Source organism: Saccharopolyspora sp. NPDC049426, from assembly GCF_040676935.1.
In the GTDB taxonomy this organism is placed as follows: domain Bacteria; phylum Actinomycetota; class Actinomycetes; order Mycobacteriales; family Pseudonocardiaceae; genus Saccharopolyspora.
In genome coordinates, this window is record NZ_JBFAPZ010000017.1 from 34,484 (window position 1) to 58,548 (window position 24,065).

At 69.3% G+C, this 24,065-nt stretch carries 20 protein-coding genes, 2 tRNA genes and 1 pseudogene; 11 read left to right on the forward strand and 12 right to left on the reverse strand.

From position 1 onward, the window contains the following. The first annotated feature begins 2 nt into the window (after positions 1-2). On the forward strand, positions 3-857 hold the full coding sequence (locus AB0J78_RS29055; protein ID WP_363794486.1) for an alpha/beta hydrolase-fold protein: 855 nt from the start codon (positions 3-5) through the stop codon (positions 855-857). 115 nt (positions 858-972) lie between these two features. On the opposite strand, the gene AB0J78_RS29060 is transcribed toward AB0J78_RS29055, so the two are convergent. From AB0J78_RS29060 to AB0J78_RS29085, 6 genes and pseudogenes are all read right to left on the reverse strand, one after another. Next, the gene (locus tag AB0J78_RS29060; RefSeq protein WP_363794488.1) at positions 973-1,611 is read right to left on the reverse strand and encodes an alpha/beta hydrolase; all 639 of its coding nucleotides are present in this window, start codon (positions 1,609-1,611) and stop codon (positions 973-975) included. 172 nt (positions 1,612-1,783) lie between these two features. Next, positions 1,784-3,064, reverse strand: a complete 1,281-nt coding sequence (gene clpX / locus AB0J78_RS29065) for an ATP-dependent Clp protease ATP-binding subunit ClpX (RefSeq protein ID WP_363794490.1) — start codon at positions 3,062-3,064, stop codon at positions 1,784-1,786. Between the two features lie 322 nt (positions 3,065-3,386). Next, positions 3,387-4,019, reverse strand: a complete 633-nt coding sequence (locus AB0J78_RS29070) for an ATP-dependent Clp protease proteolytic subunit (protein ID WP_324265518.1) — start codon at positions 4,017-4,019, stop codon at positions 3,387-3,389. Between the two features lie 44 nt (positions 4,020-4,063). Beyond that, entirely contained in the window at positions 4,064-4,690 is a 627-nt protein-coding gene (locus AB0J78_RS29075) for an ATP-dependent Clp protease proteolytic subunit (protein ID WP_363794493.1), read from the reverse strand. 327 nt (positions 4,691-5,017) lie between these two features. Continuing rightward, a pseudogene (gene tig / locus AB0J78_RS29080) lies at positions 5,018-6,349 on the reverse strand (trigger factor); the annotation flags it as partial. A 496-nt stretch (positions 6,350-6,845) separates the two neighbouring features. Then, positions 6,846-6,919, reverse strand: a tRNA-Pro gene (locus AB0J78_RS29085). A 127-nt stretch (positions 6,920-7,046) separates the two neighbouring features. Between AB0J78_RS29085 and AB0J78_RS29090 the strand changes: the two genes are divergently transcribed. From AB0J78_RS29090 to AB0J78_RS29110, 5 genes are all read left to right on the forward strand, one after another. Then, positions 7,047-7,117, forward strand: a tRNA-Gly gene (locus AB0J78_RS29090). A gap of 181 nt (positions 7,118-7,298) precedes the next feature. Further along, a complete protein-coding gene (locus AB0J78_RS29095) occupies positions 7,299-8,762 on the forward strand; it encodes a DHA2 family efflux MFS transporter permease subunit (RefSeq protein ID WP_363794495.1) in 1,464 nt (487 codons plus the stop codon). 60 nt (positions 8,763-8,822) lie between these two features. Continuing rightward, positions 8,823-9,449, forward strand: a complete 627-nt coding sequence (locus tag AB0J78_RS29100) for a 2'-5' RNA ligase family protein (RefSeq protein ID WP_363794497.1) — start codon at positions 8,823-8,825, stop codon at positions 9,447-9,449. Positions 9,450-9,491: 42 nt separating this feature from the next. Next, positions 9,492-10,670, forward strand: coding sequence for a GNAT family N-acetyltransferase (locus tag AB0J78_RS29105; RefSeq protein WP_363794499.1), 1,179 nt, complete (start codon positions 9,492-9,494; stop codon positions 10,668-10,670). Between the two features lie 53 nt (positions 10,671-10,723). Further along, the gene (locus tag AB0J78_RS29110; RefSeq protein WP_363794501.1) at positions 10,724-11,449 is read left to right on the forward strand and encodes a hypothetical protein; all 726 of its coding nucleotides are present in this window, start codon (positions 10,724-10,726) and stop codon (positions 11,447-11,449) included. Positions 11,450-11,559: 110 nt separating this feature from the next. Here AB0J78_RS29110 and AB0J78_RS29115 read toward each other — a convergent pair whose 3' ends face one another. Together AB0J78_RS29115 and AB0J78_RS29120 are read right to left on the reverse strand one after the other, a co-directional pair. Next, positions 11,560-12,369 (reverse strand): DNA-formamidopyrimidine glycosylase family protein, encoded by an 810-nt coding sequence (locus AB0J78_RS29115; protein ID WP_363794503.1) that lies wholly within the window; start codon positions 12,367-12,369, stop codon positions 11,560-11,562. A gap of 76 nt (positions 12,370-12,445) precedes the next feature. Further along, a complete protein-coding gene (locus tag AB0J78_RS29120) occupies positions 12,446-12,751 on the reverse strand; it encodes a hypothetical protein (RefSeq protein WP_363794505.1) in 306 nt (101 codons plus the stop codon). Positions 12,752-12,799: 48 nt separating this feature from the next. Here AB0J78_RS29120 and AB0J78_RS29125 point away from each other — a divergent pair, with 48 nt between their 5' ends. The 5 genes from AB0J78_RS29125 (at position 12,800) to AB0J78_RS29145 (ending at position 19,462) form a co-directional block, all read left to right on the forward strand. Beyond that, positions 12,800-13,576, forward strand: a complete 777-nt coding sequence (locus AB0J78_RS29125) for an MBL fold metallo-hydrolase (RefSeq protein WP_363794507.1) — start codon at positions 12,800-12,802, stop codon at positions 13,574-13,576. A gap of 119 nt (positions 13,577-13,695) precedes the next feature. After that, positions 13,696-14,256, forward strand: a complete 561-nt coding sequence (locus AB0J78_RS29130; protein ID WP_363794509.1) for a YbaB/EbfC family nucleoid-associated protein — start codon at positions 13,696-13,698, stop codon at positions 14,254-14,256. Continuing rightward, complete coding sequence (locus AB0J78_RS29135) at positions 14,253-14,582, forward strand: WXG100 family type VII secretion target (RefSeq protein ID WP_363794511.1); 330 nt, start codon at positions 14,253-14,255, stop codon at positions 14,580-14,582. Before AB0J78_RS29130 ends, AB0J78_RS29135 begins: the two co-directional genes overlap by 4 nt. A gap of 14 nt (positions 14,583-14,596) precedes the next feature. Next, entirely contained in the window at positions 14,597-18,595 is a 3,999-nt protein-coding gene (locus AB0J78_RS29140) for a hypothetical protein (protein ID WP_363794513.1), read from the forward strand. A gap of 9 nt (positions 18,596-18,604) precedes the next feature. Further along, the gene (locus AB0J78_RS29145; protein WP_363794515.1) at positions 18,605-19,462 is read left to right on the forward strand and encodes an immunity 49 family protein; all 858 of its coding nucleotides are present in this window, start codon (positions 18,605-18,607) and stop codon (positions 19,460-19,462) included. Positions 19,463-20,035: 573 nt separating this feature from the next. Here the strand turns inward: AB0J78_RS29145 and AB0J78_RS29150 are convergent. Genes AB0J78_RS29150 through AB0J78_RS29165 form a run of 4 tightly spaced genes read right to left on the reverse strand, consistent with a single transcriptional unit; the run spans position 20,036 to position 24,008 of the window. Further along, positions 20,036-20,698, reverse strand: coding sequence for an endonuclease V (locus AB0J78_RS29150; RefSeq protein ID WP_363794657.1), 663 nt, complete (start codon positions 20,696-20,698; stop codon positions 20,036-20,038). Then, a complete protein-coding gene (locus tag AB0J78_RS29155; RefSeq protein ID WP_363794517.1) occupies positions 20,698-21,351 on the reverse strand; it encodes an aspartate/glutamate racemase family protein in 654 nt (217 codons plus the stop codon). Before AB0J78_RS29155 ends, AB0J78_RS29150 begins: the two co-directional genes overlap by 1 nt. A gap of 11 nt (positions 21,352-21,362) precedes the next feature. Then, positions 21,363-22,724, reverse strand: a complete 1,362-nt coding sequence (locus tag AB0J78_RS29160) for an MmgE/PrpD family protein (RefSeq protein ID WP_363794519.1) — start codon at positions 22,722-22,724, stop codon at positions 21,363-21,365. A 3-nt stretch (positions 22,725-22,727) separates the two neighbouring features. After that, entirely contained in the window at positions 22,728-24,008 is a 1,281-nt protein-coding gene (locus tag AB0J78_RS29165; protein WP_363794521.1) for an MFS transporter, read from the reverse strand. Positions 24,009-24,065 lie beyond the last annotated feature (57 nt).

Sequence of the window (24,065 nt, forward strand, 5' to 3'; positions counted from 1 at the left end):
GTTTGCCCCACCGACGATCGATCGGCGCCCCGCTGGCCCGGCGCACGCTGCTGACCTCGGGTGTCGCCGGTTTGGCGGCAGTCGGGCTCGGGCTGAGCACCGACAGCGCCGGCCATCCGGTCGAGCAGCGCGTGTCGCTCGCCAAGAACGTCTCCGTGGAGCGGCTCTACTCCCACGCCCGCAAGGAGAACGTGAACGTGGTGGCGATCCGCCCCAGGGACGTTCCGGCCGAAGGGCTTCCGGTCTGCCTGATGCTGCACGGGCGGTTCGGCGACGCGATGGACTCGGTCAGCGGTCTGCCGGTGTACCTGTCGAACTCCGTTGCGGCCGGGCGGATTCCGCCTTTCATGCTGCTCGCGGTGGACGGTGGTCCGAACAACTACTGGCACCGCCGTCCCGATGACGACGCGATGAGCATGCTGCTCGACGAGGTCCCGCAGTGGCTGAACGAGCGCGGGCTCAGCGCCCCGGTCGCAGCCGCGGGCATCTCGATGGGCGGGTTCGGCGCGCTGGTGTACGCGCGGCGACGCCGCGAGCTCGGCGACCCGCTGCAGGCGGCGGGCGCGATCGCCCCGGCGCTGCACACCAACTGGCGCGAGATGCGCAAGCGACGCGCGTTCACCAACGAGGCGGAGTGGAAGGCGATCGACCCGCTGCGCCACATCGACAGCCTCGGTGACCTGCCGGTCGGCGTCTGGTGCGGCAACGGCGACCGCTTCATCGAGGGCACCCGCCGCTTCATCCGCCTCGCCAGGCCCACCTACGCCTCCACGACTCCGGGCCGCCACAACAAGACCTACTTCCGCAAGGCCCTCCCCGAGCTCGTCGACTTCATCGGCGGCCACCTCCGCCCCTGAACCGCACCCCGCCCCAGCGGCGATCAACACCCGGCCAACGCCAACCCCGAATACCGCAGTAATCGGGGCTCCGAATACCGCAGTAATCGGGATCGGCGCTGGTGGGGTGGGCGGGTCAGACGAGGCGGAGTTGTTCTTGGGAGCGGCCTGCGGTGTAGGCGTCGGTGTCGAAGCGGTCGTGGAGGGGCGCCGTGCCGTAGAGGGTCCAGCGCAAGATCGCGGGCCAGGGGCCGTAGCCGGCGTCGGTGTTGAGGTGACCGCCGTCGAGGATGACGTCCATCTCGACCTGCAGGTCTTCGGCCAGGGCGTGGGCGCGGTGCATCGGCAGGTAGGTGTCCCCGGTGCCGACCACCAGGCGGGTCATGCCCGCCGCGCGGCGCAGCGACGTCGCATCGGCCGGGTAGGGGGTGATGTCGTGGGAGTCCGGGTGGTCCCAGTCGGCGTCCGGCGGGGCCACCAGCAGGACCCGGTCCGCGCTGCGCTGCTCGGGGCCCACGCTGGCGGCGTGGTGCAGCCACAGCGCCGCTCCGCACGAGTGCGCGGCCACCACCAGCTCCGCCTCCGGCGGCACCGCCGCGAGCTCGTCCCGCAGCGCGGGCAGCCAACGCCGCAGATCGGGGCGGTCGGGGTCAGGCAGCAGCGGTGCGTGGACCTCGACGTCGTGGTCCCGGAGCTGTCCGGCCAGCCACTGCTGCCAGTGCCACGGACCCGCACCGGTCATCCCGTGGACCAGCAGAACGTGCATCTCGCTCATGGCAGGCACTCCCGGACTCGTCGTCGCCACCCCGTCCAATATCAACTATTCACCGCGCCACCGCAGAACGTGGCACCGGGTGTGCACGACGTGACCGAAATGACCGTGTCGGGTGAAGGCCGCGAAAACGCCCCGTGCCGAGGCCGGCACGGGGCGTTCGCGGAATGACTGCTCAGGCGGACTTGTCGCGGCGCTCCCGGCGCGACGCCTGACGGGCCACGATCGTCGGGTTGACGTTCTCCCGCACGGTCTGCTCGGTGATCACGACCTTCGCCACGTCCGAGCGGCTCGGGATGTCGTACATGACCGGCAGCAGGACCTCCTCCAGGATCGCGCGCAGACCGCGCGCCCCGGTGCCCCGCAGGATCGCCTGGTCGGCGATGGCCTCCAGCGCGGTTTTGGTGAACTCCAGCTCCACGTTGTCCATCTCGAACAACCGCTTGTACTGCTTCACCAGCGCGTTGCGCGGCTCGGTGAGGATCTGCACCAGCGACGGCTTGTCGAGGTTCGTCACGCTGGCCACCGTGGGCAGCCGGCCGATGAACTCCGGGATCAGGCCGTACTTGATCAGGTCCTCGGGCATCACGTCGGAGAAGTGGTCCGCGGTGTCGATCTCGGACTTCGAGCGCAGCTCCGCGCCGAACCCGACGCTGTGCTTGCCGACCCGCTCCTCGACGATCTTCTCCAGCCCGGCGAAGGCACCGGCCACGACGAACAGCACGTTCGTCGTGTCGATCTGGATGAACTCCTGGTGCGGGTGCTTGCGACCGCCCTGCGGCGGCACGCTCGCCGTGGTGCCCTCAAGGATCTTCAGCAGCGCCTGCTGCACGCCCTCACCGGAGACGTCGCGGGTGATCGACGGGTTCTCGCTCTTGCGAGCGATCTTGTCGACCTCGTCGATGTAGATGATGCCGGTCTCGGCGCGCTTGACGTCGTAGTCGGCGGCCTGGATCAGCTTGAGCAGGATGTTCTCGACATCCTCGCCCACGTACCCGGCTTCGGTCAGCGCCGTGGCGTCGGCGATCGCGAAGGGCACGTTGAGCATCTTGGCCAGCGTCTGCGCCAGGTAGGTCTTGCCGCAGCCGGTCGGACCGAGCATCAGAATGTTGGACTTGGCCAGCTCGACGGCCTCTTCACCACGCGCCTCACGCCGCTCACCGGCCTGGATGCGCTTGTAGTGGTTGTAGACCGCGACCGAGAGGTTGCGCTTCGCCGGGTCCTGCCCGATGACGTACTGGTCGAGGAACTCGTGGATCTCCGCCGGCTTGGGCAGCTCGTCGAGCTTGACCTCACCGGCCTCGGCCAGCTCCTCTTCGATGATCTCGTTGCAGAGATCGATGCACTCATCGCAGATGTACACGCCGGGGCCGGCGATGAGCTTCTTCACCTGCTTTTGGCTCTTCCCGCAGAAGGAGCACTTCAGCAGGTCGCCGCCGTCACCGATACGTGCCATGACCGCTGACCCCGTCCCCTCCGGCGCGCCCTCCGAGTAGCGCGCCTGACCGTATGTGCCTCCGACGGTACCTGTCGTTCCCCGAGTTCGGGGAGACTCACAGTGTCCGCCATCGCCGAGCGTGCTGTGACCAGCGTCGCGTTCGGCGTGTCGCGGTCCCGGTGGCCGGGCGTGGCGCCCGGTCCACCTCAGGACCACCGACCGGAACTCACCCAGCCGGAACGTTTCCCGGGGACCCGTGAGCCCCCGGGAAACACTCGAGCTCCTGCTCCTGAAACCGCGCGCGAGCGGCGCAGCCGCGAGGTGCGAGAACCACGAAGCCTCAGGACTGCTGAGCCGAGAGCTTCCGGTACGGCACGACCTCGTCGATGATGCCGTACTCCTTGGCCTGCTCGGCGGTGAGGATCTTGTCGCGGTCGACGTCCTCGTGCACCTGCTCCTTGGAGCGCTTGGTGTGCTTGGCCAGCGAGGACTCCATCAGGTCGCGCATCCGCTGGACCTCGTTGGCCTGGATCTCCAGGTCGGAGACCTGACCGTAGATGCCCTCCACGGACGGCTGGTGGATCAGCACGCGGGAGTTGGGCAGCGCCTGGCGCTTGCCCTCGGTGCCCGCGGCCAGCAGCACCGCAGCGGCCGAGGCTGCCTGGCCCAGGCAGATGGTGCGCACGTCCGGACGCACGTACTGGATGGTGTCGTAGATGGCCATCATCGCGGTGAACGAGCCACCGGGAGAGTTGATGTACATCTGGATCTCGCGGTCCGGGTCGTCGGACTCCAGGAAGAGCAGCTGCGCCATCACGTCGTTGGCCGACGCGTCGTCGACCTGGACGCCGAGGAACACGATGCGCTCCTCGAACAGCTTGTTGTACGGGTTCGACTCCTTGACCCCGTACGCGGTGCGCTCGACGAACGACGGCAGCACGTACCGGGACTGAAGAGACTGGTAAGGGTTCACTACTGGTGACTCCTCGTAACTAGGTCCGGGTGCGGGAGGGGTGATCAGCTGGTCGGCAGGTTCGCCGCGCTCGCCACGTAGTCCACGAGCCCGTAGTCGCGAGCTTCCTCGGCGGTGAACCACCGGTCCCGGTCGAAGTCGGTCATGATCGTCTCGACGGACTTGCCCGTCTGCCCGGCGATCAGGCCCGCCATCTCTTCCTTGTGCTTGGTGAACATCTTCGCCTGAATGGCGATGTCCGCCGCGGTACCACCGAGGCCCGCCGAGGGCTGGTGCATCATGATCCGCGCGTGCGGCAGCGCGAAGCGCTTGCCCTTGGCACCTGCGGACAGCAGGAACTGCCCCATCGAGGCCGCCATGCCCATCGCGACCGTGGCCACGTCCGGCTTGACCAGTTCCATCGTGTCGTAGATCGCCATGCCGGCGGTGACCGAACCGCCCGGCGAGTTGATGTACAGCGAAATGTCGCGGTCCGGGTCCTCGGCCGCCAGCAGCAGCAGCTGCGAGCAGATCTGGTTCGAGATGTTCTCCTCGACCTGGGAGCCGAGGACGATGATCCGCTCCCGCAGCAGCCGCTCGTAAACCGAGTCGTTGAGCGAGAGTCCGTTCGTGCCCGTCCGCATGGACGGCGCCTGCGCGTCGGACGCCGGAACAGTCAGGTGCTGCGTCACGTCTCCCCTGCCTTCTCCCACAATGGGCCCTTGTCCACCCTGGTCAGTCGGGTCTTGCCGGAGCTCGTCGCAGTCCTTCCAAAGTGGACCCGACGAACCACCGGGTGTCCTCGGTGACCGCAGGTGATGTCCTGCTTCCCTACTCGGGTGATCCGCTACAACCGACCCTAACGAACGTGGACGGCACCAGCTTCCCAGTACCGCCCACGTTCGCTTAGAGCATGCGTATCAAGTTGTTCGGCGAGAGCCGGGTCACTCCTTGGGGGACTCCGCCTTCGCGTCGGTGGCCTCGGCCTCAGCGGCCTCGCCCTCGACGACCTCGGGGATCTCCTCGCCCTCCTGCGGGCCGAACAGCTCGTCCATGTCCAGCGCGTTGCCGGCCGAGTCGGTCACGGTGGCCTGGCGGACCACCGAGAACAGCGCCTTGCTGCGGCGGACGTCGGCGAACAGCGCGCCGATCTGGCCGGACTCCTGGGCTTGCTGGACGAACTGGTCCGGGCTCATGCCGAAGCGCTGCGCCTGGTAGATGATCCGCTGGGTCAGCTCCTCGTCGGAAACCGACACGCCCTCTTCATCGGCGATGGTGTCCAGCACCAGCTGGGTGCGGACGGCCTTCTCAGCCTCTTCGCGGGTCTCGGTGTCGAACTGCTCGCGGTTCTTGTCCTGCGTCTCGAGCCAAGCCTCGAAGGCCTTCTCGTCGTGGTCGAACGGGTGCACCGCGTCGTGCTGGCGCACCTCGATCTCCTGCTCGACGACCTTCTCCGGCAGCGGGACCTCGATGGTCTCCAGCAGCACGTCCAGGACCTTGTCCCGGGCCTGCATGCCCTGCTCCATCTTCTTGACCCGGCCCAGGCGCTCGCGCAGGTCGGCGATCAGCTCGTCGATCGTGTCGAACTCGCTGGCCATCTGCGCGAACTCGTCGTCGGCCTCCGGGAGCTGGCGCTCCTTGATGGAGTTCACCTTCACCGAGACATCGGCGTCCTTGCCCGCGTACTCGCCCGCCACCAGCTTCGTGGTGAAGGTCTTGGTCTCGCCCTCGGTCGCGCCGATCACCGCGTCGTCGATGCCCTCGACGAGCTGACCCGAGCCGATCTCGTAGGACAAGCCGGAGGTCTGAGCGTCCTCGACCTCTTCACCGTCGACGGTCGCCGACAGGTCGATGCTGAGGAAGTCGCCCTCCTGCGCCGGGCGCTCGACGCCGGCCAGGGTGCCGAAACGAGCGCGCAGGGAGTCCAGCTGCTCGTTGACGTCCTCTTCCGCGACCTCGACGTCGTCAACGCTCACCGACAGCTCGCCGAAAGCGGGCACGGTGATCTCGGGGCGGACGTCGACCTCGGCGGTGAACGCGATCTCCGCGCCGTCCTCGATCTTGGTCACCTCGATGTCCGGGCGACCGAGGGTGCGCAGCTCGTCGCTGTTGACAGCCTCCAGGTACTTGGCCGGAACCGCCTCGTTGACGACCTCGTCGAGCACGGGCCCACGACCGATGCGGCTCTCCAGCACCCGCGCCGGGACCTTGCCCGGCCGGAAGCCGGGGATGCGGACCTGCTGGGCGAGTGCCTTGTACGCGCGGTCGAAGTTCGGCTTGAGCTCGTCGAACGGCACCTCGACGTTGATCCGGACGCGCGTCGGGCTCAGGTGCTCGACGGTGCTCTTCACGTGGTCTCCTAGTGCGAACGTGCTTGATTCCCCGGCGCTGGCTTCAGGGCGCGGCCAAACACCACGTCCAATGCCGGGCTGACCACCGAGTCTATTGCTTCCCACCCGGGGACACGGTCCGGGGTTGCGAGAAAGGGGTCGGCATGGGTCGCCGAGCCGCTCAGCGAACCGGCGGACCACCGAGATCAGACGGCGTCGACGCCGTCACTATGCCCGCCGCCGGAGACGACGCGGGAGCGGAGGGCGGGCCGGGGACCCACAGGGAGATGGCGATCAGCGCCACCACGGCGGCGCACAGCACCGCGCACACCACGGCTGCCGACCGCTGAACGCCGGGCCCGGCCAGAATCGCATCACGCACGCAGGGGAAATCGGCCCGGTTCACCAGGTCGTTACCGAACCCGGTCATCCGTTGCGGTGCGCATCACTCCCGCGCGGGCTCTGCTGAGAAGCGAAACCGGCCACTCGCGAAACCTGCGAGCGGCCGGCCGACACGTCGGGGTGGCGGGATTTGAACCCACGACCCCTCGCACCCAAAGCGAGTGCGCTACCAACCTGCGCCACACCCCGTCCGACGTGCGACGCACCCGGGACGACCGGGTGCGTTGCGAAGAGCCTATCGCGACCGGTTAAGCTAGGGCACGCAAGGTCACCAACGGATCGCGGCAACCCCGCGAGGACCAGGTGAAACCGGCACGCGGGCGTAGCTCAATGGTAGAGCCCCAGTCTTCCAAACTGGCTACGCGGGTTCGATTCCCGTCGCCCGCTCCGAGCAGGGCGGAGATCCCGGTGAGCCCACCGGGACTCCGCCCTTCGTCTTGTCCGGGCCCGGACGCGTGAGGCGGTTGTGGGCCCCGAGACCCCTGTGACCAGGAGGAGAATCCCTTTGGGGGTTGGCCGCCGGGTGGGGGATGCTGGAAGCGATTCCGGATTTCGAGCAGGGGGCTACGTGCGGCGGCTTGAGTACAAGTGGCTGGTCGGCATCACGTTCGTGCTGGCGCTGATCATGCAGATTCTGGACGTCACGATCCTCAACGTGGCGCTGGCCACGCTGGGGCGCGAGTTCCAGGCCGAGCCCGCCCAGCTCCAGTGGGTGCTGACCGGTTACATGATCAGCCTCGCGGTCTTCATCCCCTCGTCCGGCTGGATCGCCGACCGCTTCGGCAGCAAGAAGACCTTCCAGGCCGCGGTGATCATCTTCACCCTCGCCTCGATGCTGTGCGGGATGGCGATGTCGATGGAGATGCTGGTGGGCTCCCGCATCCTCCAGGGCGTTGGCGGCGGCATGCTCGTCCCGGTCGGGCAGGCGATGATGTTCCGCGCCTTCCCGGCCAACGAGCGCGCGAAGGCCGGAGCGGTGCTGGCCATCCCGATCACCGTCGCGCCGATGCTCGGGCCGCTGCTCGGCGGCGTTCTCGTCGAGTACGCGAGCTGGCGGTGGATCTTCTTCATCAACCTGCCGGTCGGGGCGCTCGCACTGCTGTTCACGATCCTGTTCCTCAAGGAGGAGTCGACCCGCGATCCGGGCCGCTTCGACGTCCCCGGTTTCGTGCTCGCCGGCGCGGGCCTGGCCACCCTGCTCGTCGGGCTGGACCAGGGTGCGCAGATCGGCTGGACCTCGCCTGCGGTGTGGCTGAGCCTCGCCGCGTCGGTGCTGCTCATCGGCGGTCTCGTGTGGCGCGAGCTCACCGTCCGGTCGCCGATGCTGGACCTGCGGCTGCTCGCCGACCGCCTGTTCGGCACCGGCAACCTGCTGCTGCTGTGCATGACCGGCGCGATGTTCGGCGTGCTGTTCCTCGTCCCGCTCTACCTGCAGACGCTGCGCGGCGTGTCGCCGATGTTCACGGGGTTGACGATGATGCCCCAGGCCATCGCGATGCTGGCCACGACGCAGGTGGTCAGCCGGGCCTACGGGCGCATCGGCCCGAAGCGGCTGGTCATCGCCGGGTTCGTCGTCCAGCTGATCATCGGCGGACTGCTGCAGCTGCAGAACCTGAGCACCCCGCTGTGGGTCTTCGCCTTGATGCTGGCCACCCAGGGCGTGGCGATGGGCCTGCTCATGACGCCGGTGCAGACGGCCACGTTCGCCGCCATCTCCGGACCGGCGATGGGCATGGCCAGCTCGATGTTCAACGTCACCCGACAGGTCGCCACGGCGCTGGGCACCGCGGTCGTGGCGACCGTGCTCACCGTGCTCATGCAGCACGGTGAATCCACTGTGGACCCCACCGTGCCTGCGATGGTGGCCGACGCTCAGATGAGCGCCTTCCACGGCGCGTTCCTGGTCTCGGTGGTCTTCGCGGTGCTGGGTATTGTGCTGGCATTGCGGGTGCGCGACGCCGATGCCGCGGCCACTCTCGACCGCCCGAAAGCCGCAGCACGGCAGGGTGAACCCGAGCCGTCGGAACCGTGAGATAGGTCAAGCGCGCCCCACTTCCGGACACGTCCGGGCACTATGTGAGGGGTGACCGACATGCCACATGCCGATCAGGTTCGCAATCACACGCGCTGGCGCACCGACTGGCACGCGGGCCGCACCGGATACGCCTGGGTGCTGCCGCTGGCCGACCAAGCCGGCCTGCGCAAACTGGTCAACGACTACCAGTACGCGCTGCGCGATCTGCCCGGTTTCGACCTGGTCCCGCTGGAATGGATGCACATCCTCGTGCAGGAGATCGGCTTCACCGACGAGGTGGACCCCTCCCGCATCGAACCGCTGCTGGAGGCCACTCGCCCGAAGCTCGCCGGGGTGCTGCCGCTGACGCTGGCGTTCCACCACGCCGTCGTGCTGCCCGAGTCGCTGTCGCTGCCCGCCGAGCCGCAGTCCAGCGTGCTCGACCTGCGCGCGGCCGTCCGCGAGGCCACCTCCGAGGTGCTGGGCGCGGACGCGGTCCCGTCGGAGCCCGAGGACATCGACAAGCACGTGAGCCTCGCCCACTCCACCACCGACGGCCCGGCGATCTTCGCCATCGCGACCCTGCAGGCCACGATCGTCGAGTCGGCCACCGCGAAGGTCTCGGCGTTGTCGCTGGTCAAGATGAGCCGCGACCACTCCAGCACCGAGTGGGAGACGATCGCCGAGGTCCCGCTCGGCGGCTGAAAACCGGTCGCTTCCCGATCACCCGCGCTGTACCAATGCTGCATGGGGAATCTTGAAGCTAGGGAGCCGGAGGCCGGCGAGCTGGACGAGTTCGTGGCGGTGTTCGCGTCCGCGTTCCTGGAGGACGCGGAGGAGGACATGGCCAGGTTCCGGCCGGCGATCCCGTTCGTCACGGCTCTGGGAGCCTTCGACGGCGCGGAGATGATCGGTTCCGCCGGTCACTACAGCACCGCGATCACGCTTCCCGGCGGGCGCACGTCGCCGCTGGCCGGGGTCACGCTCGTCGGCGTCAAGCCGGGGCACCGCCGCCGCGGCGTGCTGACCTCGCTGATGCGCGAGCAGCTCGACGGCCTGCGCGAATCGGGTGTCGCGCTGGCCGCGCTGTACGCCTCCGAGGGCGGCATCTACGGCCGCTACGGCTACGGCACGGCGACCTTCGAGAACCACCTCACCCTGCCCTCCCGCACCCGGTTTCGCCCCGGCGTCGAGGTCGACGAGCGGCCGGTGCGCGAGGTCGACCGGGACAGCGCGCTGCCGGTCATCCACGAGCAGCACGCGCGCCTCGCCGCGAGCAGGCCCGGGTGGATCGAGCGCGGCGACGGGGCCTGGGAGGCGCTGGAGCTGATGCGCCAGTCCCGCAACGGAGGCACCCGGTCCCGCTACGCGCTGCACCCCGACGGTCACGTCATCTACCGGCCGACGCGGAAGTGGACGGAGCGCGGCCCGGTCTTCCAGCTGGAGATCACCCACCTGATGGCCGAGACCCCGCAGGCCTACTCCGCGCTGTGGCGGTACCTGATGGAGTTCGCCCTGGTCCGCGAGGTGCGGTGGCGCAAGGCCGCCCCGGACGAGCCGATCGTTCACCTGCTGGCCGATCCGCGCGCCGCCGAGCAGAGCATCGTCGACGGGCTGTGGCTCCGGCTGGTCGACGTGCCCGCGGCGCTGGCCGCCCGCGAGACGGGCTCCGACGTCGTCGTGGAGGTCAACGACTCGTTCTGCGAGTGGAACAACGGCCGCTGGCGGCTCGACGGCGGATCCACAACGGCCCCGGCGCAGCTGGCGCTGGACGTCGCCGACCTGGCCGCCGCGTACCTGGGCGGCAGCACGCTGCGCCGGCTCGCCGCCGCCGGGCGGGTCCGCGAGCTGGAGCCGGGTGCGCTGAGCGCCGTGTCGCGGGCTCTGGCGACCGACCAGGCGCCGAGCTGCCCGGACGCCTTCTAGCGTTCCCCTCACGCGGGTACCGTCGGAGGTATCGGTGCCCCGGGGAGGCAGGGATGACCAGTGCACTCGTAGTCCTGCTGATCGTGCTCGTCGTGCTGGGCGCTGCCGTGTGGTGGTCCCGGCAGAAGATCCTGTCCCACCAGCGCAAGCAGCTGGAGGACGACAAGGCCGAGGCCAGGCGCTGGGTGGAGCGGCTAGGCGGTCAGGTCCTCAACCTGATCGGCACCAACGAGGCGGCCAAGCAGGCCATCGCCGACGCGTCCGAGCGGCACGGCGCCGCGCTCTCCCAGCTCGACCAGGCCACGACCTCCACGCAGGCCCGGCTGACCTCGGAGTCGGCGATGGAAGGCCTCTACTACGTGCGCGCCGCGCGCGTGGCGATGGACATGGACCCGGGGCCCGAGCTGCCCGCGCTGTCCGGTCAGCGCTACGCGGGTCGCGTCAGCGAGAACCGCGAGGTCGAGGTCGACGGCCAGCTGCAGATGGCTTCACCGGAGCCGAGCGAACGCACCCCGCACTACTACCCGGGCGGCAGGGTGGCCGGGAAACCCGTCCCGCAGGGCTGGTACAGCGACCCGTGGTGGAAGCCGGCGATGGCCGCGGGCATGTGGACCGCGGGCTCGTACGTGATGATGTCCGCGATGTTCGTGGGCATGACCAGCGTCCCGGCCGAGGCCGCGTACGCGGACGGTTTCGCCGACGGCTCCGCAGGCGACGCCCCCGGAGCGGGCGACAGCGGAGGCATGGACGGGTTCGACTTCGGCGGCTTCGGCTTCTGAGTCCTTAACGCCGGGCAGTTTTGGTCCGAACTGTCCGCGCAAAAAATGACATTGATCATGGACGGTTCGGGCCAAAACTGCCCCCGAGCAACCTCGTCCGGCAGGCGCGACTACTCGGGTTGGCAGGTGGGGCACCAGTAGAGCTTGCGGGCGGCGAGGTCGGTGGTGAGGACACCGTCTCCGCAGATCAGGCAGGGCATTCCCGCGCGGCGGTAGACGTAGACCTCGCCGCCGTGGCGGTCCTGGCGCGGGGCCCGGCCGGTGGCTTCGGGGAGGTGCTCCGGGCGGACGGTGTCGATGCGGCCGACCTTGACGCCGTCGGCCATCAGCTCCACCAGGTCGGCCCAGATGAGGTCCCAGCGCTGCCTGCCGAGGTCGCGACCGGGGGTCATGGGCGGGATGCCGTGCCGGAACAGGACTTCGGCGCGGTAGACGTTGCCGACGCCGGCGAGGATCTTCTGATCCATCAGCAGGGCGGCGATGCTGGTGCGCGACTTCGAGATCCGCGCCCACGCCCGCTCCGGTTCCGCGTCGGTGCGCAGCGGGTCGGGTCCCAGCCGGTCGCGCACGGCGGCGACCTCGTCGGGGGTGAGCAGTTCGCACTTGGTGGGTCCGCGCAGATCGGTGAAGTGCGTGTGGCCGACGATGCGCATCCGCACCTGGCCGCGCGGTTCGGCGACCGGCAGCTCGGTCTCGGTGAACGTCCCGTAGAGCCCGAGGTGGACGTGCACGACGAGGTCGCCGTCGTAGGAGTGGAACAGGTGCTTGCCGTGCGCCTCGGCCCGCTCGAACACGGCCCCGTCCAGCACCGACGCGCTGGAGGCGAAACGTCCCTGGGGACTGCTGACCCGAACCGCGGTGCCCGCGAAAAGCTCGTGGTGCACCCCGGCGAGCCGGTGCAGCGTGTGGCCTTCCGGCAAAACCCGTCCTCCCGAACTCGTCGTGCGCGGGAGAAAAGTCAAGCACACGCCGCCGGAAGACCCTGCCAGGGGAGCCTCAGATCAGCACCCAGACCACGATCGATTCCAGCAGGTAGATCACCGTGCACCACAGGGCGATCCACAGGCCTCGGCGGATCGGGCGCTCGACGTGCCGGAGGAATCCGGCGAGGAACGCCACCAGCACCACCGCCACCGCGCCCGCGATGAGCCACAGCCCTGCGCCCAGCCCGCAGTCCGGCTCAGGACAGGTCGAACCCGGTCCGCCGATCAGCACCGGGGACAGGAGGCTGTTGGCGAAGAACAGCACGCCGACTCCGACGGCGGTCGCGAGCAGTGCGGTGAGGGCGACGTAGAGACGCATCGCCGAAGTCTCCCAGAGCTCATCCGGTGGCCGCACTACGATCCACCCGTGAGCAACAGGTGGATCGAGGTGGCCGAACGGGTTTTCGCCCGCCGCCACGCGGAACTCGACCTGACCACGGGTCTCGTCGTCGGTGACGAGTCCGCGCTGCTGATCGACACCCGGGGCGATCACCGCCAGGGCGCCGAACTGGCCGAGGCGGTCCGCCAGATCACTCGCGCACCTCTGCGGGTCGTCCTCACCCACGGGCACTTCGACCACTGCTTCGGCACCTCGGCGTTCCTGCCCGCACCCGTCTGGGCCCACCACCGATGCCCGGGATTCCTCGACCGAACCGCCTCCGCCCAGCGCGAACGCTGGGTCGAGCACTACCGGGAGCAGGGCGATCCCGACACGGCCGACGCCCTCGCCGCCTCCAGCGCGGCACCCCCGGACCACCTCGTCACGGACACGGCGGAGCTGGATCTAGGAGGACGCGCGGTGCGCCTGCACCACCCCGGCCTCGGACACACCGATCACGACCTGGTCATCGAAGTCCCCGACGCCGCGGTCGTCTTCGCCGGCGACCTCGTCGAGCAGGGCGCTCCCCCGGACTTCGAAGACGCCCACCCCCAGCACTGGCCCGCCGCGGTGGAGGCTCTGCTCGCCCTGAACCCCACCACCGTCGTCCCGGGCCACGGCACCCCGGTCACCCCGGACTTCGTGCGGGGCCAGCAGGCTGACCTGGCCCTCCTCGCCGAGGTGTGCCGAGGGCGGCTTCCGGCCGCGAGATCGCCCTTCCCGGACGACACCACTCGCATCGCGCTAGGCCGTTCGGTCGAGTGAAATGCATCGTTCGGCCGCATTGTGCTGCACGGTGGCACCGAGGCGGCGAGGCACACGTCAAACTGACCGGAGCCATAAGATCCGCAATGCACGTGCTGTGAGCCGGGGGAAGGCTGGACATGTCTGGACGGGACTTCGACGCGTCGAGCGAGGAGAAGGCCGCGCGGAACTCCGCGTTGCGCAACCAGATCGACGACATGCTCGCCGACCTGCGCAAGCGCACCGCCGATCTCCAGGAGAAGCAGGCCGCTGCCGCTCAGCAGACCTTCGAGGCTTCGTCCGACGACGGCATGGTCAACGTCCGGGTGGACGCGACCGGGACCGTGCAGGAAGTTCGCCTGTCGGACAAGGCCTTCGAGCGCACCAACCCGGAGAAGCTGGCGCGCAGCATCACCAGCGTGATCCGCGAGGCCTCCGGGACTGCGCAGCGACAGCTGCAGAGCACCTTCGCGGCGGAAGCCGACGTGTCGAACGTGCCGGAGGTTCCCGGGGTTCCGTCGTTGCAGGGCCTGCTCAACAGCGGACCGCTGGTCGAACCGCCGGATCCCGAGACCGAACGGGCCCGGCGCCGCAGCGAGGAGTCCCAGCCCGGGCGTGCCGCGGCCGCGCCGCAGGTGCAGGCCGCACCCGATGACTGGGACGACGACTGGGAGAGCAACCGCAGAGGGGGCCGCCGATGAGCGGGAAGATGCGGATGCAGCCCGAGGAGATCCGCTCGGGCGGCACGAAGATCGGCGACTCCGGTGACGACCTGGATCAGGTCCTGAGCACCCTGAAGTCCTCTTTGGACGGTGAGGGTGAGTGCTGGGGCAACGATGAGGCCGGCCAGAAGTTCGGCGGCGACTACACCAAGGGCCGCGACAGCGTGCTGGACAGCCTGAAGAAGGTCGTCAAAGCGCTCGGCGACATCGACGACAACCTCAAAGCCACCGCCGACGACACCGAGTCCGGCGACGCCCAGTCCGCAGGCGGCATCGGCAAAGCCGGCTCGGACATGCCCCGGTAGGGAGTTGACTTCACTTGAGCATCGAGATGCCCGACGAGGTCAAATGGCTGCTGCCGATCGTCGTCGGACAATCCTGGCCCGAAGGTGACGAGGACGCCATGCGTCGGATGGCCGACGCGTGGCGCACCGCCGCCGACGGCATCGACGGGGTCAAGAACTCCGCCAACGGTGGCGCGCAGCAGGTCAAGTCCGCGATGGAGGGCAAGACCGGCGAGGCGTTCACCAAGCTGTGGAAGGACATCGGCGACGGCGGCGAATCAGCGCTGCCGAAGCTCAAGGAGGCGTGCGAGAAGCTCGCCAAGTCGTGCGATGACGCGGCGCTGGACGTCGAGCACACCAAGCTGACCATCATCGCCTCGCTGATCGCGCTGGCGATCCAGATCGCCGCGATGCTCGCCGCCGCGCCTGCCACCTTCGGCGCCTCCACGGCCGGCATCGCCGCAGCTCAGGGCATCACCCGCGCGGTGGTGCTGCAGATCTTCAAGCAGCTCGTCTTCAGCATCCTGAAGAACGTCGCCATCGAGGTCGCCACCTCGGTCGCCATCGAGTTCGCGGTGCAGGGCACGCAGGTCGCCATGGGCAACCGCGACGGGCTCGACGGAGGCAAGTTCAAGGAAGCCGCCATCAGCGGCGCCATCGGCGGTGCCGTGGGCGGCGTCTTCGAGGGCGTCGGCAAGTCCGTCGGCAGGGGCGCCGGAGACGCCGTCGGCGACGCGGCCGGTGACGCTGCGGGCAACGCGGGCACCGCCGCCGGACGCGCGGCGGGCGACGCCGCAGGTGACGCGGCCGGTGAGGCCGCCGAGAGCGCCGCGAAGTCCATCGGCAAGGAAGCCGTGAAGGAAGGCGCCCTCGGCGCCGCCCAAGGAGCGGTGAGCAGCGTCGCCGAGCAGGCGATCATGGAAGGCAAGATCGACTGGGGCGACGTCGGCACCGGTGCGATGTCCGGCGGGGCCACCGGCGCGGGCATGGGCGGCCTCGGCGCGGGCAAGGAGCACTTCGGCGGCGACGTCAACGTGCCCGACACCGACGGGGGTTCGTCGGGCACGGGTTCCTCGTCGGACTCCGGAGGCTCGTCTTCGTCCGACTCCAGCAGCTCCGGCTCGGACTCGGGGGGTTCGTCCTCGGACTCCGGCGGGTCTTCGTCCGATTCCAGCAGCTCTTCCTCCTCGGATTCGGGGAGCTCGTCCTCGGACTCCGGCACGTCCGCGTCGTCCTCAGACAGCGGGTCGTCGGGTTCGGGCGGTTCCTCTTCCGACTCCGGCGGCTCGTCGGAGTCGGGTTCGCGCAGTTCGTCGTCGGATTCGGGTTCTGACGGCACGTCGGACTCCGGCGGGTCGTCCTCGGGTTCCGGTGCCTCGACCGCGAGCACGTCGGATTCCTCGGACGGATCCGGTGGCTCCGGCTCCTCGGACCGCTCGTCCGGTGGCGCTGACTCGTCTTCCAGCGGTTCCAGCGCTGCAGACAGCAGTTCGTCGTCCGGTGGCCCCTCGGCGCCTGAGGCGCGTTCCGCTTCGTCCGATTCGCCCTCGTCCGACAGCGGCTCTTCGAGCTCCGATGCCCGTTCCACGTCGAGCGCCGACTCCCCGTCGTCCGGCGGCGATTCAAGCCGCCCCTCCACTTCGGATTCGAGCGGCTCGCCATCCGGTGGCGACGGCGGCGGTCCCAGCCGTGGTGATTCGACGTCCTCGGCCGGGAACAGCGACTCGGGTCCGCGCGAATCCTCCGGCAGTGGAGGCACTTCCGGCGCGGGCATGGCGCATTCCGGTGGCGGTGGGTCCTCGCCGAGCTCGCCTTCGGGTGGTTCCGGCGGCGGTTCTTTCAGCGGCACGCTGAACGGTGATTCGGACCGCTCGCCGAGCAGCCCGGCGAGCACGACCGCATCGTCCAACGTGGACGCTCCCCCGGCGCCCGCGGCCTCGGGCGCCCCAGCCGCGGCAGGTCCCGCACCTCGCGCCGACCAACCTTCGTCGGGTGGCCCGATGGGCGGCATGGCCGGTGGCGCTCCCGGTGCGACCGGCGGCGGCCCCACGCCTTCCGGTGGCGGTGGTCGTCCCGGTGGTAGCGGTGGCTGGACCGGCACCGCGGGCTCGCCGGGAGCCGCAGCACGACCGGCGGGCGGCGACGCGGGTCCGCGCCCGGACACCTCCCGCCCGGGGCCCGCCTCCCGGGGCCCGGCAACCCCGGACGCCCCGTCGCGCCCGACCACCAGGCCGGACGGTGGTGTCCCGCAGCAGCGCACCCAGCATGGCCCGAGCACGACGCCTCCACGCCCGGACACGCCGAGCCAGCGTCCCGACGGAACGGCACCACGACCGGAAGGACCAGGTCAGCGGCCCAACGGGTCAACCCCGCAGGAGGCCGGCCGCCCCGACGGGACGAGCCCGGAGACCCAGCGCCCCGACGGCTCGGACCCGAGCAGCCCCCGACCCGACGACTCCCACGGCAACCAGGACGGCCCGGACCGCCACGACGACTCCGACCAGCCGCAGGACGCCGAACCGGGCACGCCGGAGCGCCAGGAGCAGATCGACGCCGCCGAGTCCAACCGGCAGGAAACCCCGGCAGGCTCGTCGTTCCACGACGACCCGAACATGCGGGACCTGGCCAACCGGGTCCCGGACGACGGCGTCCACCACACCGTCGACGTCCACGCCTTACCCGACGGCCGCGTCCGCATCGGCGACAACACCTTCTCCGCGAAGGAATTCGCCGACATGCTCCGCCGCGACCCCAACTTCGACGGCAGCAAACCGGTCCGCCTCCTCTCCTGCGACGCGGGAACCAGCGGCCTGGCCGGAGACCTCGCCAACGAACTCGGCACCCCGGTCACCGCTCCCCGCGGCCTCGCCTGGACCGACGGCAACGGCCGGGTCTTCGCCTCCGACATGGGCCCCGACGGCCGCCCAGGCTGGCCCCCGAACGGAGGCTGGGACACCCACAACCCCGACGGCACCACCACGCCGGCCAGCAACGACGGCTTCCACCCGACCAGAGACGGGGAGGACCCAGGCCAAAGGCCGGAGGACGCCGAGGCTCGGGGCCGTCCGCCACGTGACACTCATGCCGCATCGGAGCACGAGTTCCTTCCCGACGGAAGTCAGAACCCGAAGTACCTGCCGACTGCGGAACAACGGGCAACAATCGATCCGGATTACCGCAACCGCTACTACAACGCCCCAGACGGGCACGGCGTGTGCAACCGGAGGTCCACGGACGCCAAGGACGCCACGAGCGAACCAGTCCCACCTCTGCGGTACACCGAAAACCCGGACGGCACGAAGAACTACTACGTTCCGGACAACCGGATCACGCACCAGGCCGAGTTCGACAACCTAGGTACCCAACAACCTCGCCCCGGCGATGTCGACCGCTACCAGAGCGTGATCGACGAGCGACGTCAACAAATTGAACAACTTGCTGAAGCGAAGAAGCACGACGAGCAATTCGCGGCGAGAAAGGACGAGCACGGGAACGAAATCCCGCGCGACACTTCAGAAGAGGCAGCGAAGAGTGCCGACGACCTCCGCCAGGCGCACACCGATGTGAGAGACACCGGTGAGACCTTCGGCGAGATGTCCGCACGCGATTCGCTGGTCCATGATCACGGATGCGATCCGGACACAATTCGTGTTTTCCACGGCGCTGGGGTCTTCGACGTCGTCGGGGAAACGCCCGATGGTCGCATTGTCATCATCGAGGCCAAGGGCCCAAATGCCGAACTCGGTTCACGAATCGACCTCGCTGGAGAACGATCACAGCAAGGCAGTCGCCCGTACGCGGACTCCATCCTCGACAACATGAGCGACACGGCAAACACGGACGATCTCGATCTGGTCGGACGCATTCAGACCCAGCTCGAGCTGGATGATGCAAGGCGCAACGACCCCGATTTCGAACCAACTGTCATCTACGAGGAAGTCAAGCCAAAGGTCGAGAAGTACCCAGAGGGTGATGACACCAAGGAGAGGTACGGCGGATACAATCGGCGTAACTTCGATCTTCGGCCGAGGTGAGGACCAGCCATGACGGTCATCAAACGACACCCGCAGAACGTCGACGGCCTCGAGAAGAGGATCGCGGCCCTGTCCAAGAACATTGACCGGTTCTACGACAATCTTGGCGAAGCTCCAGGACTGACCCTCAACGTCGCCCAATACGCGCTGCAGATCGTGCAGCGCCAGCTTCTCCTGGATCCGAACGCGGATCGTTTTGACACCTATTCCAGCCTGCTCGTCGCCTCCAGGGCCGGTGCGGCGCTTTTCGAGAGCGCAAATACGACTGAAGAGCAGTTCGAATACATCATCCGCGGCCGCATTTCACTCAAGGCAACGGGCCCCACCCACAAGCACAGTCCGGCAGCCTGGCTGGAATCGCTGTGGACCGCTGCAATTTGCCGGGCGCGCAACATCGTGGACGATCTTTGCAGCACTCCGGAGGAAACGCTCCGCGCTGCGGGACAGTACGACGAGTACGTCTACTCATGGATCGACGCACTTAAGACGTTCTTCACCAACGGCGAGGACCTGTACCCGAAGATCAATCGCAGTCTCGAGCTCACCGATCCGTCACGGCTTGCCAACTCGACACCAGAGATCGCGCTGCTGCGTTACTACCCTTCGATGAAACTTCTCTTCAGCCTGGCGAGCGGAGAAGCGACGCAGTTCAACGAAGATCTCCGCGAAGCGGTGGAGCTACACCAGCGGTTTTGGACCGCGAACGACGAGCGAGCACGCCACCCAGATGGCTTCTTCGCCCTGGCACCGACCGCTCTGGCAGCGGTCGCGCATGACCGAGGAGTCGCCATCGACGTGGAGTCCGAATACCTACCCCGGAACTTCATCACCGGGTACTGGATGAACCAATCGGACGAGGCTGGCTAGACGACACTGTGAATGAAACGGTGCCGAATCACGTGCGTTCGGGCCGATCCGCACGGTCCGCCATCGACCTGCAGCTCCAACGCGGCCACCTGGCCTCGCCATGTTTCCCTCCTGCGCGCCGATCTGTCGCCCGAGGAGCGTGGTTCGAACTTCGCGCGAAATTTGAACCATGCTCCCCGAACTCGACTGCGAGACCGGCCATGATCGCCATCGTCTCCACGGCCCGCAACGTCGAAGTGGTGGCCGCCCGAACATCGCCGTAATCAGGACCCCGAATCCGGCCGTAGTCAGGGGTACACCCGGATTACCGCGGTAATCGGGTACCTGATTACGGCGGTAATCGGGGTCGATCGTCACTGGTCCGATGAGCTGGAGAGCCTTTTGCGCGTCTGCGATCAACTCGTACGAGCGCTCCGAGCCGGAGCTGTCCGGTTTTCGATCGAGGGCGCGGTGATCGAGATCTCGCCGCACACCCTGGACCTCCGGTGCTGACGTTGAAACCCTTCCCCGACCGATATCGGCACTCCGGACTGGTTGGCGCGTCACCTCTTCCGCGCCAACGAGGCGCGCGGGTCAGCCGGATTGGCGGACGAGGTGGTCTGCGGTTCGGGTGGTTTCGGGGAGGCGGTAGTTGGGGGTCAGGCGGAGCACGAGGTCGCAGGCTCCGGTGATGGTGTAGCGGTGGCCCATCGAGACGAAGACCGGCTTCACGCCTGTTCGGGTTCGGAGGGCTCTGCCGACCTCCTCGTCGTCCATGGTCACCGGTGACCAGGAGCCTCGCTGCTCTCCCGGTGGGTCGTAGTGGCCCATGGGGGTCTTGCCGACGCCGATCGCGGGCAGGTCGGTGAGGACGCCGAGGTGGCAGGCGAGTCCGAACCGGCGGGGGTGGGCCAGGCCTTGGCCGTCGCAGACCAGGACGTCCGGGACGACCGTGAGCTCCTGCAGCGCCCGGATCAGCGCGGGGGCCTCGCGGAAGGTGAACAGGCCTGGTACGTAGGGGAAATCGGCGCGGCCTCGGACCACCGCGCTGTCCACAACGGACGCTGTGGACACGTCCAGGACCGTGACCGCGGCGACGAGTTCGTCCGAGGACTCGCGGTAGTCCACGTCCAGTCCTGCGGCGGTGCGCACCTCGGCGGGCTCGCCGTCCGTGCGGACCAGCGGCCGCAGTCGTTCCTGGATGGCCACGGCTTCGGCCTCGGTCGTCGGCCAGTCGTGGAGGTCGCGCACCTCGATCACAGCCGCGATCGTAGTCCTGAGCCGAGGGTGGCGAGGACTCCGAGGCCGGTGCGGATCGGGTCGAGGACCAGCGGGAGGTCGGGGTCCTGGTCGGCGGTCTCGACCGCTGAGCAGCCGTTGACCACTGCGGTGACCCCGGCGTCGCGGGCCGCGATCAGGGCGGGGCGCATCGCGGCGGCCCAGCGGTCCGGGTCGGTGATGTCCTCCACGTCGAGGTCCAGGACGCTGACATCGTGGAACGAGGAGTTCCAGCCGTAGGCGGTGACGCGGTCGCGGAGTTCGGCCGCGATCGCCTCGTTGCGGGTGATCGCGCCGATCCGATGCCCGGCGGCGACCGCCGCGCCGATGGTCAGCCGCAGCAGGCCGAGGGCGGGCCTGCCGCCGATCGTGCCGCCGTCAGCCGGAACCGCGGGGTCGAGCACGCAGTCCGGGAGCACGGCGTCGCAGTCCGGTGCTTCGGAAAGGGCCGTGGCGACCAGGGCTTCCGAGCGGCGGACGTCGGCGGCGGTGTTGAGGGCGCGAGGGCCGTCGGGGTGCAGGTCGGTCAGCACGACCTCGATCCCCGCCGGGGAGAGCGCGTCGTACCTGGCCTGGCGGCGGGCCACCTCGGTCGGTCCGACGGTGATCGGGGTGACGGCGTGGACGAGCATGCGGTTCCTCCTCATCGGAAGCGGATCGCCGAACCGAGCGAGCGCAGCAGTTCCCCCGCGTCGGCCGCGCCGGGGAGCTCGGCGACGTGCTCCCGGATGGCCGCGACCACCTCGGGGGCGCCGAGCAGATCGCCCAGGACGCGGACCCGGTCGTCGGCGGTGAAGGGCTGGAAATCCGCGTCGCCGACCGGGTTCGGGCGTTCTGCCACGAACCGGCCGCGAGCCGAGTCCACGGTGACCCGGACCGGGCGCTCGGCCGGCATCCGGGCGTCCAGGTCGGGCGCCGAGCGCACCACGACGCGCCGGGCGAGCTCCGCCGTGACCGGATCGGCCAGCGCCTCCTGGGACAGGTCCGCCGGGACCACGTGCCCTCGGCGCAGCGCGGTCGCGACCACGAACGGCAGCGAGAACATCGCGGCCAGCGGCGTCGGCCACCTCGTGCGATCCAGTTGCGCGCCGAGCGAGTGGATCTCGACCAGGACCTCCGCCGGGTCCTCGTCGACGTGGTCGCGCAGCGACAGCGCCGCGTCGATGGCGGCGTGGGTGAACGAGCACGACGAGTGCTGCTTGAAGTAGCCGCCGACGACCTCCCAGCGCTCCCCCAGGCCGTCGTCGAGCGCGGCCGGGGCGAGCACGCCGAGCAGGTCCCCGAGCGAATCCGCCGCGACGCCCGTCAGGTGCCCGGTCCTGGACGCGGCCAGCCGAGCCGCGGCCAGACCGGACTGGTTGGCCGCGCCGACCCAGGCGTCGCGCACCGGATTTCCGTCCAGCGCGGCCGAGAACGGCCCGGCGACGGGCAGACCGCCGGCGGCGTCGATCGCCACCGCCGCGTCCTCAGGACGCAGTCCCAGGACTCGGGCGCAGCCCGCTCCGGCACCGGCGACGCCCCAGTTCCCGTGCGGGTGCGTGCCCGGCCGGAGCCGCGTCGCGCGGCCGAACCTGGCGGCGACCTCGTAGGCGGCGAGCAGCGCGCTGCACAGGTCCGCGCCCGTCGTCGTCGCGCGCGACGCCAGCGCCAGCACCGCGGGGAATCCGTGCGCTGCCGGATGACCGCCCGCGAGCCGGTGCCCGTCGTCGAGTTCGAGCCGGACCGATGCGGTGGCGTTCAACCACGCGGCGGCGTCCACCGCCACCGCGCGGTCCGTCCCGAACAGCGGTGCCGTGCCGTCCGGCGCGTCCCACTGCTCGACCAGCGCCAGCTGCGCGGGTTCGCGCGAGCCGAGCGCGGTGACCGCGACCGCGTCGACGAGCACCGTCAGCACCCGTTCCCGGACCTCGGCCGGGACGTCGGACCAGCGCAGCTCGGCCACCCACTCGCCCAGTCGGCCGACCGCGTCCCGGACCGCGTCCTGCCGGGCTTCCCGCTCCGCCATTCCTCAAGCGCCCGCGACGGCGGTCGTGGCCTCCGGCGCGACAGCGCGTTCGCGCGGCACCAGCAGCATGAGCAGCGCACCGAGCACCGCCAGCCCTGCCATGACGACGAAACCGCTGGTGAAGCTGCCCGTGCTGGACACGATGAAGCCCATCACCGAAGGCGCCACGATCCCGGACGCCGCGAAGGCCGCGTCGGCGAAACCCGCCGCGCTGCCGGGCTGGTCCGGAGCCGCGTCGATGGACGCGACCCACCAGATGCCGCCGGTGATGAACCCGAAGCCCACGCCGAGCGAGATCGAGATCAGGGCGACGGTCAGGGTCGGCGCGATCGCCAGCGGCACCAGCGAGCACCCGGCCAGCAGCAGCGCCACGCCCATCACCGCGAACCGACTGCGGATCTTCGGGCTGCGCCGGTAGACGCGGTCGACGACGACGCCACCGACCAGCGCTCCGACGATGCCGCACGCCCACGGGGCGATCGAGAACGCGCCCGCCTGCTTGACGCTGAGCCCGTACGCGCCGGACAGGAACGACGGCAGCCAGTACATGAAGCCCCAGAACATGAAGCCCCACGCGAAGTAGCCGCCCGCGACCACCCACAGGTTCCGGTTGGTCAGCAGCGGACGCCACCGCACCGACGCCCGGCCCGAACCGGCCTCCGCCTCCTGGTCCGAGGCGATCAGCGCCCGCTCGGCGTCGTTGACCCGCGGCGACTCCTCCGGCAGGTCGCGCAGCAGCGCCATCGCCACGACCGCCCACACCACACCGAGGATCGCCAGCGTCCAGAACATGCCCTGCCAGCCGACGAGGTCCATCAGCCGGGTCAGCAGCGGCCCGGAGATCAGCAGGCTGCCCGAGACCGCGACACCACCGCACAGGGCCAGGGCGACACCGCGTTCGCGGATCGGCAGCCAGCGGCTGACCGTCCTGGTCGCGGCCGGGAACGCCGGAGATTCACCGACGCCCAGCAGCAGGCGGATCACCAGCAGACCCGCGAACGATCCGGCGACCGGGATCAGCGCCGTGGTCACCGAGAACAGCGCGACCGCGACCAACAGCACCCGCTGGCAGCCGAAGCGGTCCACCAGCGGCCCCGACAGGAACGCCGCGACCATGTAGCCGACGGAGAAGACAGAACTGATGATCCCGTACTGCGCGGTGGTGATCCCGAAGGCTTGCTCCAGCGGTTCGACCGCGTAGGACACCGCGCTCCGGTCGATGTAGTTGATGACGATGAGGCTGACGATCAGCCCCAGCGTCACGAAGCGGAACCGTGTTCTCATGTTGGTTTCCCTTGAATCGGCACTGCTTTCACGCGGGAGTTGGTCGTGGCGACGGGC

Excerpts from the sequence above, each read along its gene's own strand:
- AB0J78_RS29100 (WP_363794497.1), top strand. The coding sequence starts at position 8,823 with ATGCCACATGCCGATCAGGTTCGCAATCACACGCGCTGGCGCACCGAC.
- AB0J78_RS29105 (WP_363794499.1), top strand. The coding sequence starts at position 9,492 with ATGGGGAATCTTGAAGCTAGGGAGCCGGAGGCCGGCGAGCTGGACGAG.
- AB0J78_RS29060 (WP_363794488.1), bottom strand. The coding sequence starts at position 1,611 with ATGAGCGAGATGCACGTTCTGCTGGTCCACGGGATGACCGGTGCGGGT.
- AB0J78_RS29155 (WP_363794517.1), bottom strand. The coding sequence starts at position 21,351 with ATGCTCGTCCACGCCGTCACCCCGATCACCGTCGGACCGACCGAGGTG.
- AB0J78_RS29160 (WP_363794519.1), bottom strand. The coding sequence starts at position 22,724 with ATGGCGGAGCGGGAAGCCCGGCAGGACGCGGTCCGGGACGCGGTCGGC.
- AB0J78_RS29165 (WP_363794521.1), bottom strand. The coding sequence starts at position 24,008 with ATGAGAACACGGTTCCGCTTCGTGACGCTGGGGCTGATCGTCAGCCTC.
- AB0J78_RS29120 (WP_363794505.1), bottom strand. The coding sequence starts at position 12,751 with ATGCGTCTCTACGTCGCCCTCACCGCACTGCTCGCGACCGCCGTCGGA.
- AB0J78_RS29145 (WP_363794515.1), top strand. The coding sequence starts at position 18,605 with ATGACGGTCATCAAACGACACCCGCAGAACGTCGACGGCCTCGAGAAG.
- AB0J78_RS29110 (WP_363794501.1), top strand. The coding sequence starts at position 10,724 with ATGACCAGTGCACTCGTAGTCCTGCTGATCGTGCTCGTCGTGCTGGGC.
- AB0J78_RS29135 (WP_363794511.1), top strand. The coding sequence starts at position 14,253 with ATGAGCGGGAAGATGCGGATGCAGCCCGAGGAGATCCGCTCGGGCGGC.
- clpX (WP_363794490.1), bottom strand. The coding sequence starts at position 3,064 with ATGGCACGTATCGGTGACGGCGGCGACCTGCTGAAGTGCTCCTTCTGC.
- AB0J78_RS29130 (WP_363794509.1), top strand. The coding sequence starts at position 13,696 with ATGTCTGGACGGGACTTCGACGCGTCGAGCGAGGAGAAGGCCGCGCGG.